Raw genomic sequence first — 17,863 nt, 5'->3', positions numbered from 1 at the left:
ATACTTTTAGGCACGCGCTCAATAAAAAGAGCACGGGCCTTCTATTAAATCCGCTCGAGCAAGCAGAAGTGCTAATGGAAATTAAATATCGGGTGTAGGCACAATGATCTGAACACAGGATAATTTACCGCCCACTTTGCCACGATTATGAATCTTACGTGTTAATAGCAAGCCGGCATGGGGCGGGGCCACTACCTTATTACTCTCCATAGAAATCAAATCATTGAGTTGCAAATAAGGCGCATCATTTCCTGGGGTGGTAACGCTTTTTTGCGTTGTTTTAAGTTTTATGATCCAGTCAGCCCAACTTGTTCCCGGGGCCTCGGGGTACTCATTCATATCGCAACTTGACTCGGAAGACAAATAAATCCTCGTCGCCGAGGGCACATTACTAAGCTCTAACGCATATATATCATCATTCGGGCAACCATAACCGCCATCATCTTTATCATGAGGTACTCCGTCGCGGTCCTCCCAAGCAGCTAAATGGTACGTATAATTTTTAATAGGGATTGAGCAGTATAATTTACTGCCACTGTCAGGCTTGCCATAAAAATTAATAACGGGCACTGGCGCATGTAACTCAGGCGACGTTGCACCCCCATTCACATTTTTGAGAAATGCTGATGATGGAGCAGTAACGTTCGGTGATTGCGAAGTATCTGGCGTCGAGGGTTCAATGCGAACACACGAAAGTTTACCATTAATTTCCGGCCTCACAAATTGCCCTCCGGTTAGCTCAACACCGGCCGTTACGATGACCGCTTTATCGGGATTAGATTGCTTCGTCTCTAAAGCTACTCGCAATCCGTTGATATTGAGAGTATCCGTCGACACGCTTTTTTTGCGTGCTATTAATTTAAAAACCCAGTCAGCGTTAGTGTTGTTGAAATTACAATCCTTCTCAGACATCAACCATATCTTAGTTGCAGAAGGTACGTTTTGCAGGGAAATATAATAAGCATCATCATTATTGCACCCGTACTTATTATCCCCCATATTGACATTCAATACTTCATTAGAAAACGGGATTCTGCATTGCTCTTTGGGCTTACCATCTGACAGTGCATTATAAATAACAACCTCAGACGTTACATCTTCCACAGCTTTAAGTTGAGTCTGCGCATTACTTGCCCAGACTGGAGCAGTACTGCTCATGATGACTGTAAAGCACAAAAAATTCAGAGGGGTCATTAATCGTTTCATGATTTTATTACCTCACCTGATTCGCGATCCCGCAGATAAGTGCTGAGTATCAGATCATTACGACTGTTTTCACCTGACGCATTAGGAAATGCAATTTTAATTCCATGAAAATTACCATAAACATCCTGAAACTCGAAGTCCACGCCCTTATAAAGCTTGATCCTCACAGCATTTGAACGTGAAAGGTAGCTAACGTCATCGGTGCGGTGAAGACTCACCAGCAACTGCCCTGCGCTCGGACTATATGCAGTATCTACCTCCAGCGTAGCAAGTTTAGCTATTAAGTTTTCATTCATAGAGATTAACTGCGGATCAAATCTAAGGTACTTAGGTGCGTTGCCGATTGGTGGAAAAAATGCACTACCCGTGTAGCTAAACATGGTTTCTTCAAGCACGTCACTTTCCCATTGAATCGTTGACTGATTTATGTCTTTACGATTGAGCGTGGGATCCGTGCGTTCAAAGTTAGCAAATTTAAACTGCCCACCCGTATAAGCAATTGTATAATAATCTATCGTCCGATAATTATAATCATAAGAAGGCGCCTCATCGGCTGGACGCTGAGGATCCAATACGATATCACCCTCTGTCAGTACTCTTGTCTTGGTGAATGAATACGACTCTCTATTTAATTGTGGTATGGGCAGCGCTTTAATAAAAACCTTACCAGCGTCGGCATTATCAGCAATTAAAGAAGTATGCGGTGTACCATTGCTGTCAATGAAACGCACAAAGAATGTGCGCGTTTGAATTTGACCGGCGGTCAACGGCCGACCCACAACATAAAGATCTTCGGTGGCATTCGCAAATAGTTCATTGCTTACAGCATTACTTGCCCCAATCATCGTAAAGCTGTTGCTCTGCTTTGCAAAAGCCCAGTCATACTCAGAACCGTAAGGTATGCCATACTCATTAAATTGGTCTGTGTTTTGGACCGGTTGGTTCGATTCAAAATCCATAACCTCTAATGAGTCTATTTCTTCTGAGGATAACTCTCCACCTGTGGTCACCAAGTAGGTTTGTAAACGAACCTGTTGCCATCCGTTTGCATAAGCGCTCCCTTGGTATTCGTTGTCAGCCGGGCTCTTGCCATCAATCACTTTCACAGTAATGACAACGGTGTCCCAAGATTTTTGCGGTGTATACCCTGACGTTTCTATAACGCTGAAGCCCGACATGCCCACGCCTGTATCTGACATATAACTGTAAAGCACAACATTCGTTTGCGGCTCAGATGAGTTAGAAGCCGTAAACATGCCATTTTCATCGACAGATCCATCACCGTTGACCACTGACCACGTCACAGTGCCTGGACGATTCCAGTCAGTACTGAGTTGCACCTGGGCATTAGGTATAAGGTTCTCAACAAACGCAGGCGCAATATGCACGTTATGCGCCCATGACGATAAAAGGACGGAGCTCACCATCTCTTGCTGAGTCGTCTTGTTATAGGCTCTAACGCGCTGAACAAACAGGTCCTTGCCTGCGATCTCGGAAGGATCTGGCAATGAGTAATTAACCGTATTACCGGTCAGCTCAATGGACCCATACCCTTCATCGAGCAGCGTCCACTCAACCACATCGGTGTCCGCAGCTGACGCACTGAATTTGATAGGTTCGGCATTGATCCACTGCTTCGCAATCGCGAATTTGGGAGAACCAGGCAGATAATCAGAAGCCTCGGCAAAGACTTGTCGCTCAGAGACCAAAGGCGAGATGGACGCCGCCTCGTAAGCAACAAGCAACAATGCTGAAGCTTCGTATTTAATTCCACCCTTCTCATAAGTGCCTGTCACAACAACCCGTAACGTGTCATGACCAATGCTTGATCGTGGGGCTGCCGTGTAAACGTTGCCAACCATAGAGCCCGCACCTTCAGAGCCAAAACTGTTCAAGCTACGTGCACGCCACGTTGCGTTGACCTGTTTGCCCTCGCCATCTTCAAAGATGAACGTTTGCGTGCCTCCGGCCTGGACTGTCGAAAAAGTGGGTTCAACACTGTACAGCGTGATGCTCGGGGCTAAATTACCCAATACAATCCTGTCATGAGGGTCATGGGTAGAAATGGGTTCAAAGTGGTTATGCCCAGGAAATAATAAGGTCGTCAATAACGCCATGTTGTCTGCATTGGCCTCGGCCAGCATAGAGTGATGGAGGACCAGAGCGGCAGAATATTGGTCTTGCCCGTTTAGGGTATCGTCAGGGATGAAATAGCGAAAACCGCTGGATTGCGTTGGAAAATCTTTCCCGGCCGCGCTGCCAGCCAAATCGATGAACACCAATACAGCCCCATCCCCTACATTGTCGGCGCCCGAAACCTCTGCCCCGGGCGCTCGCTGGGTGCGTAAATAAAATCTCACAGGGGTTAACGGGTTGTAGCCTGAAAGATCCAGCACGCCTAACTGGAAAATTCTTTTATGAGCAGGCAAGGCTTTGAAATAAGCACTCAATAATTTACTGATTTCTTGTTTAATACCCGTCAAAGAACCAAAATTGCAGGTAAAATCCACGGCATCAGAAAGATCTAATGTCACACGGCCGACACGATCAATATCACCTCGCGTCACCGCCAAATTAATGGTAGCCGTTATAGTAAAACCATGAGTTTCTTTGATTTTAGTGTGTGTCAATAAAACGTCTGGCTCACCCGAAAAACTCTTAACTTCGCTGTACGCGCCGCCCACTAAACGGAAAGTCACCGTAACTTTTGATGCATCCAGAGAAGCATTTTCAAATGAAATCAATGGTTGACCAAGAATTAGATTTTCCAATGCCACTTTTCGTGAATTGGGCAGGTCGAAGTTTTTGGAGATCCTAGGGAAATAGGTTGCTTTACCGTACCCATTAATAAACTGTTGTTCCAGCAAGCGGTTTAACCGACTCCGACTAAAAGCCGTAATAGCCCCCCAGCCTCTAGTCGTATTTTCGCCGTTCATAGAAGCCAACAGCGTGTCACGCGAATTGATACTCATAGCAGAACTCCAAAGTCTTATTTACTTAATGTAAAGGTTACGATTGATTCGGTTATGCCTTTCCATTGCAGCTATGTCACAAGGCACACAAGCCGGGGCATTGCCTGAGCGAATCTGCTGAGTTAGAAGTTCTAAATTAGTAAATGAAAAAAAGTCAGCGGTGCTAAACGAAGGGTCCGCTATGAGACTTGCATTCACGATGATACTCTGGTCGTCGTCGGACTCTGGATCAAATGTATAAACCCCCTCTTTGCTCATTGATCCCGGCCCAATCAACTTAACCCATTCACATTCTTTGGGTACTCCCCTCGATTTCGCAATGAACAAAGCTGTTTTTTTATCGTCGCTTAACGTATAACTCAATTCAAATGACTGAGTTTTCGATACGACCAGAGCAACCGCTGTTTTAGTTGCTAACGCGGTACTGAAAGTCACCTCTTCAAGATGAAAAGCGACTGTTCCATATTCAGGGTACTCAGGATCCACAAAAGGTAACTTACCTGCTTTAAAGATCCATTGATCTATGATACTTGGGTCCCGTTCACAACTGCTGACTGAGTTCGCAGGCATTGTTCGCGTCACTTCTGTCTTGTTATGGCTCAGCGCTTTAAAGCGAAGTTCCCCCCCGTCTTGATCGACTTTGAATTTACGCGGAACTATTTGGATTGAATCTTTGGAAATAGACACCAGCGCCACACTGGTAGCGTCTGAATGCTCATCGGCCACCGTCACTTTAACTTGAATGTATTCCCCGCTGATCGTTAATGGCGCCGTATATTCCCCAGTAAGCCTATTTATTGTGCCAATGTCGCCCTCGTAATACTCCTTGCCAGTGTTTAACGGTGCAACCGACCATATGAGCTTCATACCTCTAGCTGACTCATTAACGTCGAACTTATACACTTCACCGATCACAAGATGAGGCATCGCATTGACCATTTCAATGGACGTCAATCCCGGACGAAACTTTCCGAATACAACCATATCCCCAGGCGTGTGAGCTTTTTCAAGAGCAATCACATTTCCATTTTTGAATAGAACACTTTGTAAAGCGAAGGTGTTAAAGCTTGGCACGCGACTAATCAAGCGCTCAAGACCACGCTCGACTGAGGGTTTTACAACATTATCATTGTAGACGTTAGACACATACAACCACTTCTCTACTATTTCATCTGGCATACCTGGGCCAGGTATCAACAGAGAATCGACAGCACTATTATCCGTGAGCTTTAGACCAACTTCGGTATCGGACAGAGTCAGAAACTCACCGGATATATTTTTTTGCCAATTCAGCTCACCGGTGTATTGGCTGTTATTATAATCAAAAGTCAGCGGCTGGTAGCCTTTCCACTCGGCACTGACTTGATCATCAACCATTGCAATGCTGAACTCGGCTTTCTGAATATCAGAAACAGGAACCTTCCCAATAAGCATTGCAATTTGCACAGCCGTTAACCCAGGAATATCATTAAACCAATGACCTTGGATATTGAGGCTACCCTGAACTGCCTCCAGCTTATAAAGATCGGTATTCTCTTGTATTTCAATTGCTGTCGCCGACCCTGGACCAGCGTCACCCATGGTGACGAATCCTTTACTAAGGACTTTTTCCATAATCGCTTTATTACTGATTACAATGGCAGCGGTATAATCCCCATCGTCAGGAATCATGTAGATATCTGAATCGGGTGTCGGAATACCACCTTCGGTATTTCCATCCAGGCCTACGTAAACCTTGATTGCACCATCATCGTAACTGTAGCCATCCAGTAAGCGTGCAGTCTCTGGCATTTTTACTTCAACCCGAAAACTGGTCGGGTTCCAGTCCACGCCGCCCGTCGAGATTATTTGGCTTAAAACAATTTCTTTTTGTTCTGGGTACAGCAGGTTCAACAGCGTCCCCATTGCCAGATAACCGTATTGGTAATCAAAATCAGCATTATGGGTAAAATTAAATCTCCAGTCATAAGCCGTTTCCAAATTCAGGACAACTTTTCCGTCCTTGATACCACCCTCTGAAACACCCAGTTGACACGTTAAAGTAGGCCCTGTGACTGGATTAAAGTCACCTTCAGAGCGAATATCCGTTCCATCATATAGAATATACTCCCCACTCTTGATGAACCATGTCAACTGCAATACCGGATCTTGACCATCGTGACGAGAAACAAAAGAAACCATTGGCTGTGAAAAAACGACTTCAGAGAGATAAACCTTCTCCGTTTGTCCCTGCGCCTGTAAAGTTTGCGTCATTGGGTTATACCATTTGCCCTCTGTAAAAAACTTTATATATTCTTGCTCCAGCACGTGGTTTGACATGCTGCGGTTATAAAATATGATAGCGTCCCACTTACTCGTTACAGACTGGCCTTTCATTTTTGCAAGTATGGATTCTGCCGAATTGACTATAGTTTTCATTGCGAGCCTCATTCATATTCATCATGCGCTAAAATTTTGAGTATTATCTATTCACTCAACAACGGTTAACGAAACAGTATCAAACTGCTTATACTCCTCACCGCCATCGAAACTTATCTCTGCCCCAACAACCATTTTATTATTAATTGCAATACCATTAACGTAGTCTTTATTTATGGAGATGATCAATTTCTCTTCAACAGCTTCTTCACTACTCACCTGGACGCCTTGCAGTGCAGTGCCTCGAAAATAAGTTTTTACACCACTCACGCTTGCATAGACCTTCACCCATAGCCCTGCCTGGAAGAACATGAATTTATTTTGCGTAAACTCAGCAACCTCGACGGCCATAACAGCTCGTTTACTTAATCGGCCTGAACTAGCAGGCTTTGTACAAATGGGCGCAATAACCTGACCCGAGCCGAGGTCAAGCACCGTTAACGTGTACGCAGGGGACACAAGAGGAATGGTCGTGCCCGCGGGAGTGATCTGGTAATAGACCTGGACCTTTTTTCCTATGTTTGGGGCGACTGCTTCCATGGGCACCGTGAAAGATCTCTGGTTATCTGGGTTATTCAGCCCTAAGTAATAGCCCGTTTCACCCTCTTGATTGAAACGTACATGCACGCTATCAGAAGCAAACAGTTCAACCTCAGCCGGAATTTCAATGTCAATACCATTAACAGCAATATTGGCTGCCAGCTCGCCTTCGCCCTCATTACCCGGAGTGGCGCGTGGAACATGAGGAAACTCTGTTACCTTACGCTCTTTATTGATATTTACTGGTAATGGCAGACTGGCGCCTGCCGCTCCAAGCCGAGAGAACTGGTAAGTAAAAACCACGTCTTGAGCGGTGTTATCTAGCAACCACTGATATTCCAAAAGCGCGTGAAAAGTACCACGATCCACCGTGCTGGCATCCACAGGCATTACAATAGACGTGCTTCTGCCTGCTCGTGGAGCCATAGCATAAAGCACAATATAGTCACCTGCCTGTATCGTACCGTAGTTATTAACTGATAGTTTAAGGCCCTGTGTATACTGACTAGGGTCTAAATAACCAATTACACCGGGTATCTCAATAGCTGGCAAGAATGGCGTCAATGACGCTTTTATATTGAACGTCTGCACAATAGACTGTGTCACCGGCTTAGTGTCATCAGCATATGTTATGGAGTAACTAATCTCGGCTTTGCCGTTCTTAATGATGGTCACTTGACCTTTCTGAACTGTGAATTCCAGTGGCTGCCCCACCTGTTCTTTCACCAATTCGATAACACTCTTAATAACAGGCCTGGCGGTACCGGTGGCGGTATAACCTTGCCACACAAACGTGACAACATCGCCTGCAGTCATGTTTTCGTAAGGTAATACCACCACAGTTAAAAAATTATCCGATATAGTATCAGCATCAATATGCAGGTCGTGAGCCCCGCGTACTTGGGCTACCGGTAAAAGAGCAACTTTCTGAGGTCGCTTGCCTACATAAAAAAATCGACGTGCTGATTCTTCAGTACGGGTTCCATTGATCTCTAACGAATAAGAATAAAAAACCCAACCCTGATCCAGGCTTTTGAGCAATAAATTGGTAATTGACACCGGCATGCCTTCAGGTTTTACCTGATCTCTGTCCAGCGGCACCATCGAGCCCGAATCATCGAATACGGCGCCAGAAGGCCCGCAACCACGCCAATTCGGGTAAATGTAAACTTCATCATCATCCTCAATACCGCCAACTGGAATGTAGGTAGCAAGCGCCAAATCACCTAATGCAGCAAGATCAAGGACATTATCCGAGCTTAAATTGGCGACGACCGGCATTGGAAGTAGGTCATGCATTAGCTGATTTCCTGAAAATATTAAATTCAACGGGGCATTTTTGTACTGCCTGGTCACCTCTTTTTACACCCTAAAGATTTAGGTGGGTACTAGCAGAACTACTAGGTACTAACACTTAAATTTATTGGTAGGCTCGTACAGGAAAATATGCGAATGACATCGCTCGCACTTGGGCGATGCACAGTGTTATGGATATAGCACTGCACCGGAACGGCTTTATTATTGCACCCAGAGGTTATTATCATGGCGAGCAACCTGCACTCCAATGCCTTCAACTTTCTTAGCTTTATGAGTCATCAGGTAGACCCACGTACCGGCCAATACACTGCATCTGTAAATTTTCCAGATATTAATGCTAACAATTTGTGCGGCCCGGCACTTCCGCTCAACTTGAATTTCAACCCATTAAACACCCTCGACAGTGGTTTCGGCGCGGGGTGGTCCTGGCAACTTTCTCAGTACGACCCTGCAACTGAAATGTTGACATTAAGCACGGGGGAGGCACTGAGAGTTAGTAATTGGGTAGACGCCAAAGCAGAATTCAACGAGCAAAAACTAGTCACTTTTAATTTTTACTATGAAGGTGCTGACACCTATCGTATCGAGCACAAATCAGGGCTTTCAGAACGACTCAGTCTTTATGGTTCTTTGTATTTACCTAAAGAGTTATATTCAGCACAGGGCCACAAATTAATATTCTCCTATAAACCCATCACTGCTAACACGGGTGTCATTTACGCCCTGGAGCAGGTAAGCGACGCTCAAGGTACTGCGCTTGTATCAATTTCCGGATTGGGCAGTTCTGAGTTAAAAATTTTATTGTATTCCGGCTTCAATCACGACAGTAATGTGTTATCCACTTACGAGTGGCGCTCTGTTCCAGGCAGTTTTGAAACGCGGGTCACATTACCTACAGATGATCATGCCTACTGGAATTTTACCTTTGCCAAGCACCGTAATTTGCTGTGTATCACTGAAGTTTTATCGCCCGACGGTGCTCATGAATATGTGCGGTATGAGGACGGAGGCCATGGACATCCAGCAGGCGATGAGTTCCGTATACCCAGGGTCACTCATCATGTTATTAAACCTGGCGCCGGGCAAGATGATATTAACTATAAGTACACGTATGTCTTACCTCAGCAAAACAATCAGCATAATTTCTTGGGGTATCATGCACCGGGATTAGTGTGGGGGAACACCGGCTATGATAATCTTTATCAAGTCGTGGCTGACTATAAATACGGTTCCATACAATCGCTTCTAGATGGCAATACTACAGTTAATTCGGTTGTACGAACCTACAATCGTTTTCACTTGCTCTCCCGAGAAGAAATACAACAGTCCGGGCATATTCAAGCCATTGAGACGACTTACCACATTCTCGAAAACGCACTGTTCTCAGCACAACCAGACTTTTTCCAACTCCCACATACGGTCACCAAATCCTGGTACTTAACATCTGATAAAAACAAGATTCGCACCGAAACTGTCACGACCCAATATGACACGCACGGCAACGAAACTTCAAAGATTTTAGCTGACGGTACAACTCTGCTCAGCACTTACTACGCCCCCACCGGAGAGGGCATTCCAACAGATGACTTTTACTGCCCCCCCGATCCAGAACTTTTTGTACGCTCACTTAAAATAAAAACAACTATACCTGCCCCTTCATCTTTTGGGAATGCACCCACCTTGCAATGTCAGTTCCGCTATGATTCTTTACCTTCGATCATAGAAGGGTTTGCAAATCATCAAGTTCTGACCACAGAAAAGCTCTTCCAGGTCACTGTTGAGCAACCAGCCAATGGTCAATCAAAAGAATTATTTGTACCCTTACAAACGATTGAAAGAACTTATTACAATACTCTTGGCAACCTTGTAAGTCATGGCCGCCTCAAACGTCAAACGCTGACACTAGAGACTTCTTCAAGCTTCATCGACTTTGAATATGGACTGTTATCGCTACCAGAAACAGTGCCCGTATTAGTGACACGTAAAACCCTGGGGAGCAGTCTGGACAGCCATTACCGCACGACCGAAGCACACACATCTATTATCACGGGCCAACCCGTGTTTGAAATACAAGACAACGGTTCGACGGTCGCTTACACCTACGATTCTCTAGGGCGTCTTAAATCCGAGACTACTTCCCCTGATACAAACGCTAGTGCAACTCGACGCTATGAATACTATCTGCCAACGGCTCAGGGCTTGATAACAGAACACATTATCACCGACGTCATGGGGCTAAAGGCACGCGTTAAATTTGACGGCCTTGATCGTATGATCTCGCAAGAATTAATGGACAATACAAACCCGCAGAACCGCGATTATAGGAAAACGTATGAAGCCCTTTATAACAACCGCGGTCATTTGGCGCAAGAGACTTACTACGACTGGATTGATGAGACCAACTCGTTGGCGCTAACCAGCCATTTTTTTTACGATCACTGGAATCAACTTGAAGCCACTAAAAAACCAGACAACATACTTTACTGTGAAGTCCACGACCCCATCGGTTTAAAAAATTCTGAGGAACAATTTGAACCGACAATCACTCGTTGGCGCCAAGCACCTGGTATCGTAGCGGTGCAACATGGCTTAAATGTTACTCGCCTTTCCTCGTTAGGCAAACCGCTTAAAGTTGAAATGCGCGATTCACAAAATGCAGTCATCAGCTACTATGAATATAATTATGATGGTGTTGGTAACTGCATCAAAGAAGTGGATGAGTTTGGTAACACCAGTCAATATGCTTATGACGCTTGGTCCAGGTTGGTCAGCAACACGCTGCCGGATCGCACCCGCGTGCTTCACACCTACACGCCCCACAGCACTGAGGCATTACCGACCCGGCTTGAAGTCATAGACGGCGCAAACATTAAAAGAGTCATTGGCGAACAAACCTTCGATGGCCTAGGACGCATGACGTCTTCTTCAGTAGGCTCTCGCGTTCAAACACTCTCTTATACAGATGGACAAATGCAAGTTTGTAAACGTGAAACGCTTAAGAAAAAAATTATTAGTTATGCGTACGACTTTAATTTAACATCATCACCTAGACAAATGATTTCCCAAGAAGGAACGGCTACTTTTGAGTACCACCCAAGCAGTGCTCTTTTAACCCAGGTGACGACGAGCGAAGGCGTTCGAAAATATGTCTATAACCAATCGCAACAACTGCTCGAAGATACCTGGACTGATACGAACGGCACGACGCTACAGACGGACTACACCAGTACTTTGCAAGGTCGACAGCTCTCACGAACAACGGTCGTTAATAATATAAGCACCACGAACACTTGTGATTACTATGCGGATGGACGCCTGCACCAAATGACACAGGGTGTACTCAAAGCAGAGTATATTTACGACACGCTTGGACGCGTAAGTTGCACGACCACTACGGACACACAATCAGGCGCCGTTCTTGTCACCGCGATTGAATACGACCAATACGATCAAGAAACCCAACGCACAATAATACTTAACAATCAACCACCCCGGGTTATTACGCAAACATGGGGTATTAGTGGATTACTCGAAACACGTGTTCTTGAACATGACGGCTACAGCCTGATTGCTGAGCGCTTTAATTATGATACCCGCGGCCGTTTAATTGAGCACCAATGCCAGGGCGCTACATTGCCAAAAGATGAATACGGTCAACGTATTCGTTCGCAATTATTCTTTTTCGATGCGCTAGACAATATCACTGAACGATTCACTACTTACGACGACGACACAACAGACGATGCTATCTTCAGTTATCAAACTGATGATCCCTGCCAGCTACTCAGCGTAAGCCATAGCCATCAACGCTACATAGAGGCGGGTAGAGGGTTGTGTGTCTTTACCTACGATGAGGACGGCCACCAACGGAATGACGAATTCGGTAATCGCTTGGAATACGACAGCCAGGGGCGCTTGCTGAACGCTGGTAACGACAGCTCAAGCCTTTCACTTTCCCATTATCGATACGATGGGCACAACCAATTGATCGCCTCAACTAACCAGGGCCAAAGTGAATGCTTTCGAATGTATGAAGGGTATGAGTTGGTCGGTACCTTACAAGATGAAATACACACCCGGTATTTCCGTGATGCCGATCAAACCTTGGGCCAACAGTCAGACGATCCAGATCAGGTACTGCTGTATATGTGCGATGCCAATAAAACGGTGATAGCACAAAGCCAAGATCAGGCGGTTAAATCTGCCGTCTATAACGCCTACGGAGACAGCGGCGACTGGTCATTAACCGGTTCGCTGGCTTTCAACGGCGAGATGCGTGAGCAGGATACGGGATGGTACCTGCTGGGCAAAGGCTACCGCGCCTACAACCCTTCACTGATGCGCTTTCATAGCCCCGACTCATTGAGCCCTTTTGGTGCTGGAGGAATAAACCCCTATGTTTATTGCCTGGGCAACCCTATTAAATTCAGCGATCCTACGGGTCATTATTCCTACTATGATCAGTCAATAGATCGTGCAAATCCTGTTTATAAACAGGCAGCGCCTATCCAGGGATTCAGCCTAGAGCAAGGGCTGATTACTGCGGCCATGATGGCGATCGGAGTAGGCGTAACCATTGCGACTGGCGGTACTGCAGCTCCTATATTCATCAGTCTGTCCGTAGATGTGGTTGCAACCTCGCTCGGGACATGGGGTTTATATACCAGAGGCACCCTCAGTAAAAACTTGGAATCCTCGGAATTGCTCATCGGTTTTATGCCACTGCCAAACTCGCTAGGTAAAAAGTTGGTTAAAAATACTCTGCGAGGTCCAGATGTCCTTGAGCGCGCTGTAGAGGCCTCAGCGCGCCAGAGAATCAATTTACTTAAAGGACGTGACAATCCTATGTTCATTGAATCGAACCCCGCCATTAAGCGCGCCAACTCTCCCCTGCAATCCAGCCCTTCAAAAAGACGCAAAATTGATGGGGCTGCAAGTCCCGACACTGCCCCTAATCCCTCTTACCGAGTAGGACCTGATATCACCCGTGAAATGACCACCGACACTGCCATAACAAACACGTCTCATCAAATACTCACCCCCCCCACTCCGCCAATTCAACCTCCGTCACCTTCACTACCGGCAATTATTCCACAAGCCGTTAATGCCCCTGCTCGTAAATACTGGCCCACAGTTGCTCCACCAACATCTGTACGAGCAACAAACGGCCCCTTCCAACGTAGTGTTTTTTAAACTCAGCTCTGCCCAATGCATTCGCAATGAGTGCATTGGGCTTCATTATCTGAAACCTCATCGTTACCAAATTATTCTACTCCTGAAATTGAGAGTTCTCTCATATCTACGCAACACCCGGCTCTATAGCATTGCCCACCGCCGAGACACGCGCTTAGAGCGCCACTCCATTAAGTCCCTAAAACGTCTCGGCGTATCGAGACAGGGGACACCTTATTCAATAGGTTCTTTTTATGCGTGCTTTACCCCTTCACCTTTCTATGGGCATTGCCCTTAGCCTGTTTGGCACATCCGTGTTTGCAACCACTGGCACTATCAACTTTGAAGGCAAGATCACTAGCAGTACCTGCCCAATTGAGATCGTTAATCCCGGTGATGGCTCTATTGGGAACCTCGTAAAAATGGTCGACGTTGAAGCCAGCCGTTACACGGCTGTAGACCAGGACCGCGGTGGAAAACCCTTCAGTCTGCGCCTCACCCCAGACAGCGGCTGCGGGCTTGCTGTTCCCCCCGACAGCAACACAGCCACCGTCACTTTCAATGGCTTGGCCGATGGTGATCATTTTGCAATACGCAGTTCGGCTGACGCAGCACAAGGTGTGGCGATCGTCATCAAGGACAAGACGGGGTCCCCCGTTAAAAATGGCGACGCATCTGCTGAATACGATCTGAGCACAACCGACCCCACTGACATGCAATTCGAAGCGTTCTATCGCTCAACCGCTGCCAACGTGAAAGCCGGAGTAGCCTCGGCCGACATCGCCTTCGTGGTGAAAATCAACTAACACCTCTTAAGTGCACTGGCTCCCGTTCCAGGGGGCTGAACTGACTTAAAAGAAACAGACCAGGGTGCCTCTTTACCCTGGTCCAAGGTACTCCCTCATGTTTGTTTCAACCCTGACCCGGCGCATGCTCAGTTATGGCGTGGCGACGTTTGTGCTCTCTCTCCAGCCGTTAACCAGCCAAGCAGCCTTGAGCATCAGTGGCACTCGAGTAGTCATAAAAAGTGATCAACGTAGCGTTTCCATCATCGTGCGTAACCCCAGTAAAAAAACCTACGCAGCACAAGCCTGGGTTAATACCGAGGCTGACGACACTACCACTGCGGTGCCCTTGATCGCATCACCGCCACTGTTTCGGCTTGACCCTGGCAAAGATCAACAGGTGCAAATAAATGCCCTGCCAAACACTCTGCCATCAGATCGTGAATCGCTGTTTTACTTTAATGTCCAGGAAATACCTCAAACTAATGACACGTCTGGCAATGCCCTTAACATCGCTATACGTACTCGCATCAAGCTGTTTTATCGGCCACACACGCTTGAAGGAAGCTCGGTAGCGAAGCTTGCAGACTTGCAATGGTTTTTGCGTGAAGTGAACGGGGTTTCACAGCTAATAGTGCGCAACCCCACCCCCTATCACGTTTCCTTCGTGCGCCTGGATATTATGGCCAACGGAAAAACACATCTCGTGAAAAACCCTGATATGTCGGCCCCGCTTAGCGAGCGGGCATTTGAACTTGAGGGGTTGAAATATCAGGAAGGCATGCAAGTGGTGTTCTCCGCCATCAACGACTACGGCGCCTATACACAACCCTTGACCCTTCCCATTCAGGCGGCACGTTAAGGGGCCAGCCCCCTTAGTGCTTAATCCTCAGGAACATGCTCATGACTTGCACTCTTGAACGAGCGCTCCCTCAGGGCGTGCGCGCCGCTCCATTATTGACTGCCACGATGGCGATTATCGTGATGTTTGAACTCCCAACAGTGAGGGCGCAACCCGTCGAATTTCAATCAGGGTTCATGCGCCAGGCCAACACACAAGGTAATGAGTCCAGTGTCATGATTCTCAAGTCACTTGCACGTACTCACACGCTGCCTCCTGATCGTTACTCTGTCGCGATATTTATCAATCAACACTATTTTGCCCATCGAGAAGTGACCTTCTCATTGAGCGATGATGGTCAACGACTGACGCCCTGCCTAAATGCACAAGACTTACAAGCCATGGGCGTCAGGATGCAAACTTTTACGACACAGAACATCACTGAACAATGCATTGATTTACCGAGCCTTGTACCAGGCGCAACCAGTGAAATGGAAAGCAGCACGCTGCGGCTAGACATATCGATCCCTCACATAGCCATGCGCCGCGACGTAATCGGTTATGTATCTTCAGACCTGTGGCAAACAGGTATCAATGCAGCGTTCATCAACTATCAAGTTTCTGCTCAACAAGGCGCTGGGCGTTATATGGGTACACGCCGAAACGAGGATCTGAATGTGACCAGCGGTCTGAATGTGGGAGCGTGGCGTTTTCGCAGCAACCAATCGTTGCGTACAGATGAGGAAGGGCGACGCAAGTGGGCTAGAGCCTTTACCTACCTGCAGCGTGACCTGCCCAATACACGGGCCAACTTGACTCTGGGGGAAACATTCACCTCGGGCGATGTGTTCCGCAGCATGCCCATCAAAGGGTTGACCATCAACTCGGACATGGGAATGTTACCTGACGTATTACAGGGTTACGCACCTATCATTCGAGGTGTTGCACAGACCCGCGCCAAATTGGAAGTACTTCAAAACGGCTATCCCATTTATTCGACTTACGTCAGCCCTGGCCCCTATGCGATTGAAGACCTGAGTACCGCCGGAGGCAGCGGAGAACTCGAAATCCTCCTGACTGAAGAAGACGGCCATGTCTATCGATATACCCAGCCTTATGCCAGCATCGGCAACTTGTTACGTAAGGGTATTTGGCGTTATAGCGCCACTGTGGCGCGGTACAACGACGCTTACGATCTTGAGGACCCATTGCTATGGCAGGGTACTTTAGCGCTCGGCACGCTATGGAACTCAACGTTGTATGGCGGCGTACTGGGCAGTGAGTACTACCAGGCCGGCACATTAGGCGTGGCCAGAGACTTTGGTGTGGCGGGTGCTTTTTCACTCGATGTGACGCACTCCAATGCCGATATCGACTCTGGCGACACACACAATGTGCAAGGCATGAGTTACGCCATTAAATATGGCAAATCGTTTGCGTCACGCACCAACTTGCGCTTTGCCGGTTATCGCTATTCCACCCAAGGCTACAGAGACTTTGACGAAGCCTTGCGCCAACGCAACCAGGACGCGACGTTCTATGGCAGCCGGCGAAGTCGGCTCGAAGCGTCAGTATCACAGAATGTGGGCAAACAAAGCTCGATGAGTTTGAATGTTTCACACCAGGATTATTGGCTCAGCAACTACACACAGCGTCAGTTCCAACTTCAATTTAATACCCAATACAAAGGCATCAGTTATAACGTGTTCGCCTCTCAAGCGTTAAGCAACCAACGCAACATGGAAACAAACCGTATCGTAGGTTTAAGTATTTCCATGCCGCTAGACTTCGGACACTCCACTTCGGCGACTTTCGACGTTCAGAAATTTGGCGACCGTTTAAGCCAGCGAGCCAGTGTAGGCGGCACTACCGATGAGAGTCGCTTAAGTTATCGGGCTTCAGTAAGCCACGACAACGTTCAACAAACTGCTTCTACCTTGGCGCTAGGTTACCAAGCGCCCTTCGCCAGCGTGGGCGCAGGGCTAACAATGGGCCGTGATTACCGCAGTCTAAGCATGAACGCGAGCGGGGCTGTCCTTTTACATGGGGACGGTATCGAGTTAGGCCCTTACTTGGGTGAAACCATAGGCCTGGTCGAAGTTCCAGGCATTCCGGGAGCCGGTGTAGTCAATGCAACCGGAGTGCGCACTAACTCACGCGGTTATGCCATCGTCCCTTATCTACAGCCTTATCGTGTCAACAATGTACAGTTGCAAACAGATAACCTTGGGCCTGAAGTTGAAATTGAAAACGGTACTACCCAATTGATCCCCCGCAGAGGGGCAGTGGTAAAAGCGACATTTGCTGCACACACCGTCAAACGGTTGATCATTACCAGCCATACAGCAGATGGCACCCCCCTGCCCTTCGGTGCACGCGTGAGTGATTCAACCGGAAAAGAACATGGCATGGTTGGCCAGGCCGGCCAAGTCATGCTCACCAGTGCTGAAGATACTAAAAGTTTTGAAGTCATATGGGGCGATGAAAACCATCAACGCTGCCTGCTGAACATAGACCCCTTAACAATGAAAAAAATAGATGGCTATTACCTGCAAACTTTGCAGTGTCAATAACATCATATTCCAATGCACCGGTTTAAATGAAAGTACCGC

General features: G+C 47.1%; 8 protein-coding genes. 4 read left to right on the top strand and 4 right to left on the bottom strand.

Annotated features, from left to right (window positions below):
* Positions 1 to 81 precede the first annotated feature (81 nt).
* From ACJJU9_RS07820 to ACJJU9_RS07805, 4 genes are read right to left on the bottom strand one after another with little or no spacing between them, the layout of a single operon-like run.
* Positions 82 to 1,206, bottom strand: a complete 1,125-nt coding sequence (locus ACJJU9_RS07820; protein WP_407730394.1) for a hypothetical protein — start codon at positions 1,204 to 1,206, stop codon at positions 82 to 84.
* A complete protein-coding gene (locus ACJJU9_RS07815) occupies positions 1,203 to 4,178 on the bottom strand; it encodes a hypothetical protein (RefSeq protein ID WP_407730393.1) in 2,976 nt (991 codons plus the stop codon). Before ACJJU9_RS07815 ends, ACJJU9_RS07820 begins: the two co-directional genes overlap by 4 nt.
* Positions 4,179 to 4,199: 21 nt before the next feature.
* Complete coding sequence (locus tag ACJJU9_RS07810) at positions 4,200 to 6,596, bottom strand: hypothetical protein (protein ID WP_407730392.1); 2,397 nt, start codon at positions 6,594 to 6,596, stop codon at positions 4,200 to 4,202.
* A gap of 51 nt (positions 6,597 to 6,647) precedes the next feature.
* The gene (locus ACJJU9_RS07805) at positions 6,648 to 8,435 is read right to left on the bottom strand and encodes a hypothetical protein (RefSeq protein WP_407730391.1); all 1,788 of its coding nucleotides are present in this window, start codon (positions 8,433 to 8,435) and stop codon (positions 6,648 to 6,650) included.
* Between the two features lie 243 nt (positions 8,436 to 8,678).
* Here ACJJU9_RS07805 and ACJJU9_RS07800 point away from each other — a divergent pair, with 243 nt between their 5' ends.
* The 4 genes from ACJJU9_RS07800 (at position 8,679) to ACJJU9_RS07785 (ending at position 17,824) form a co-directional block, all read left to right on the top strand.
* Positions 8,679 to 13,646, top strand: coding sequence for an RHS repeat-associated core domain-containing protein (locus ACJJU9_RS07800; protein ID WP_407730390.1), 4,968 nt, complete (start codon positions 8,679 to 8,681; stop codon positions 13,644 to 13,646).
* Positions 13,647 to 13,879: 233 nt separating this feature from the next.
* Entirely contained in the window at positions 13,880 to 14,431 is a 552-nt protein-coding gene (locus tag ACJJU9_RS07795; RefSeq protein WP_407730389.1) for a fimbrial protein, read from the top strand.
* Positions 14,432 to 14,528: 97 nt separating this feature from the next.
* Positions 14,529 to 15,272 (top strand): molecular chaperone, encoded by a 744-nt coding sequence (locus ACJJU9_RS07790; RefSeq protein ID WP_407730388.1) that lies wholly within the window; start codon positions 14,529 to 14,531, stop codon positions 15,270 to 15,272.
* A 41-nt stretch (positions 15,273 to 15,313) separates the two neighbouring features.
* Complete coding sequence (locus ACJJU9_RS07785) at positions 15,314 to 17,824, top strand: fimbria/pilus outer membrane usher protein (RefSeq protein WP_407730387.1); 2,511 nt, start codon at positions 15,314 to 15,316, stop codon at positions 17,822 to 17,824.
* The last annotated feature ends 39 nt before the right edge of the window (positions 17,825 to 17,863 follow it).

The sequence above is a fragment of the Pseudomonas helleri genome, from assembly GCF_045830615.1.
GTDB classification, from domain to species: Bacteria; Pseudomonadota; Gammaproteobacteria; order Pseudomonadales; family Pseudomonadaceae; genus Aquipseudomonas; species Aquipseudomonas helleri.
The sequence above is the reverse complement of the archived record's forward strand: the minus strand, read 5'-3'. Positions and strand labels throughout refer to the sequence as shown.

What these genes read in the sequence shown, in the direction of transcription:
- ACJJU9_RS07805 (WP_407730391.1), bottom strand. Translation starts at nt 8,435, where the DNA reads ATGCATGACCTACTTCCAATGCCGGTCGTCGCCAATTTAAGCTCGGAT.
- ACJJU9_RS07810 (WP_407730392.1), bottom strand. Translation starts at nt 6,596, where the DNA reads ATGAAAACTATAGTCAATTCGGCAGAATCCATACTTGCAAAAATGAAA.
- ACJJU9_RS07795 (WP_407730389.1), top strand. Translation starts at nt 13,880, where the DNA reads ATGCGTGCTTTACCCCTTCACCTTTCTATGGGCATTGCCCTTAGCCTG.
- ACJJU9_RS07800 (WP_407730390.1), top strand. Translation starts at nt 8,679, where the DNA reads ATGGCGAGCAACCTGCACTCCAATGCCTTCAACTTTCTTAGCTTTATG.
- ACJJU9_RS07820 (WP_407730394.1), bottom strand. Translation starts at nt 1,206, where the DNA reads ATGAAACGATTAATGACCCCTCTGAATTTTTTGTGCTTTACAGTCATC.
- ACJJU9_RS07815 (WP_407730393.1), bottom strand. Translation starts at nt 4,178, where the DNA reads ATGAGTATCAATTCGCGTGACACGCTGTTGGCTTCTATGAACGGCGAA.
- ACJJU9_RS07790 (WP_407730388.1), top strand. Translation starts at nt 14,529, where the DNA reads ATGTTTGTTTCAACCCTGACCCGGCGCATGCTCAGTTATGGCGTGGCG.
- ACJJU9_RS07785 (WP_407730387.1), top strand. Translation starts at nt 15,314, where the DNA reads ATGACTTGCACTCTTGAACGAGCGCTCCCTCAGGGCGTGCGCGCCGCT.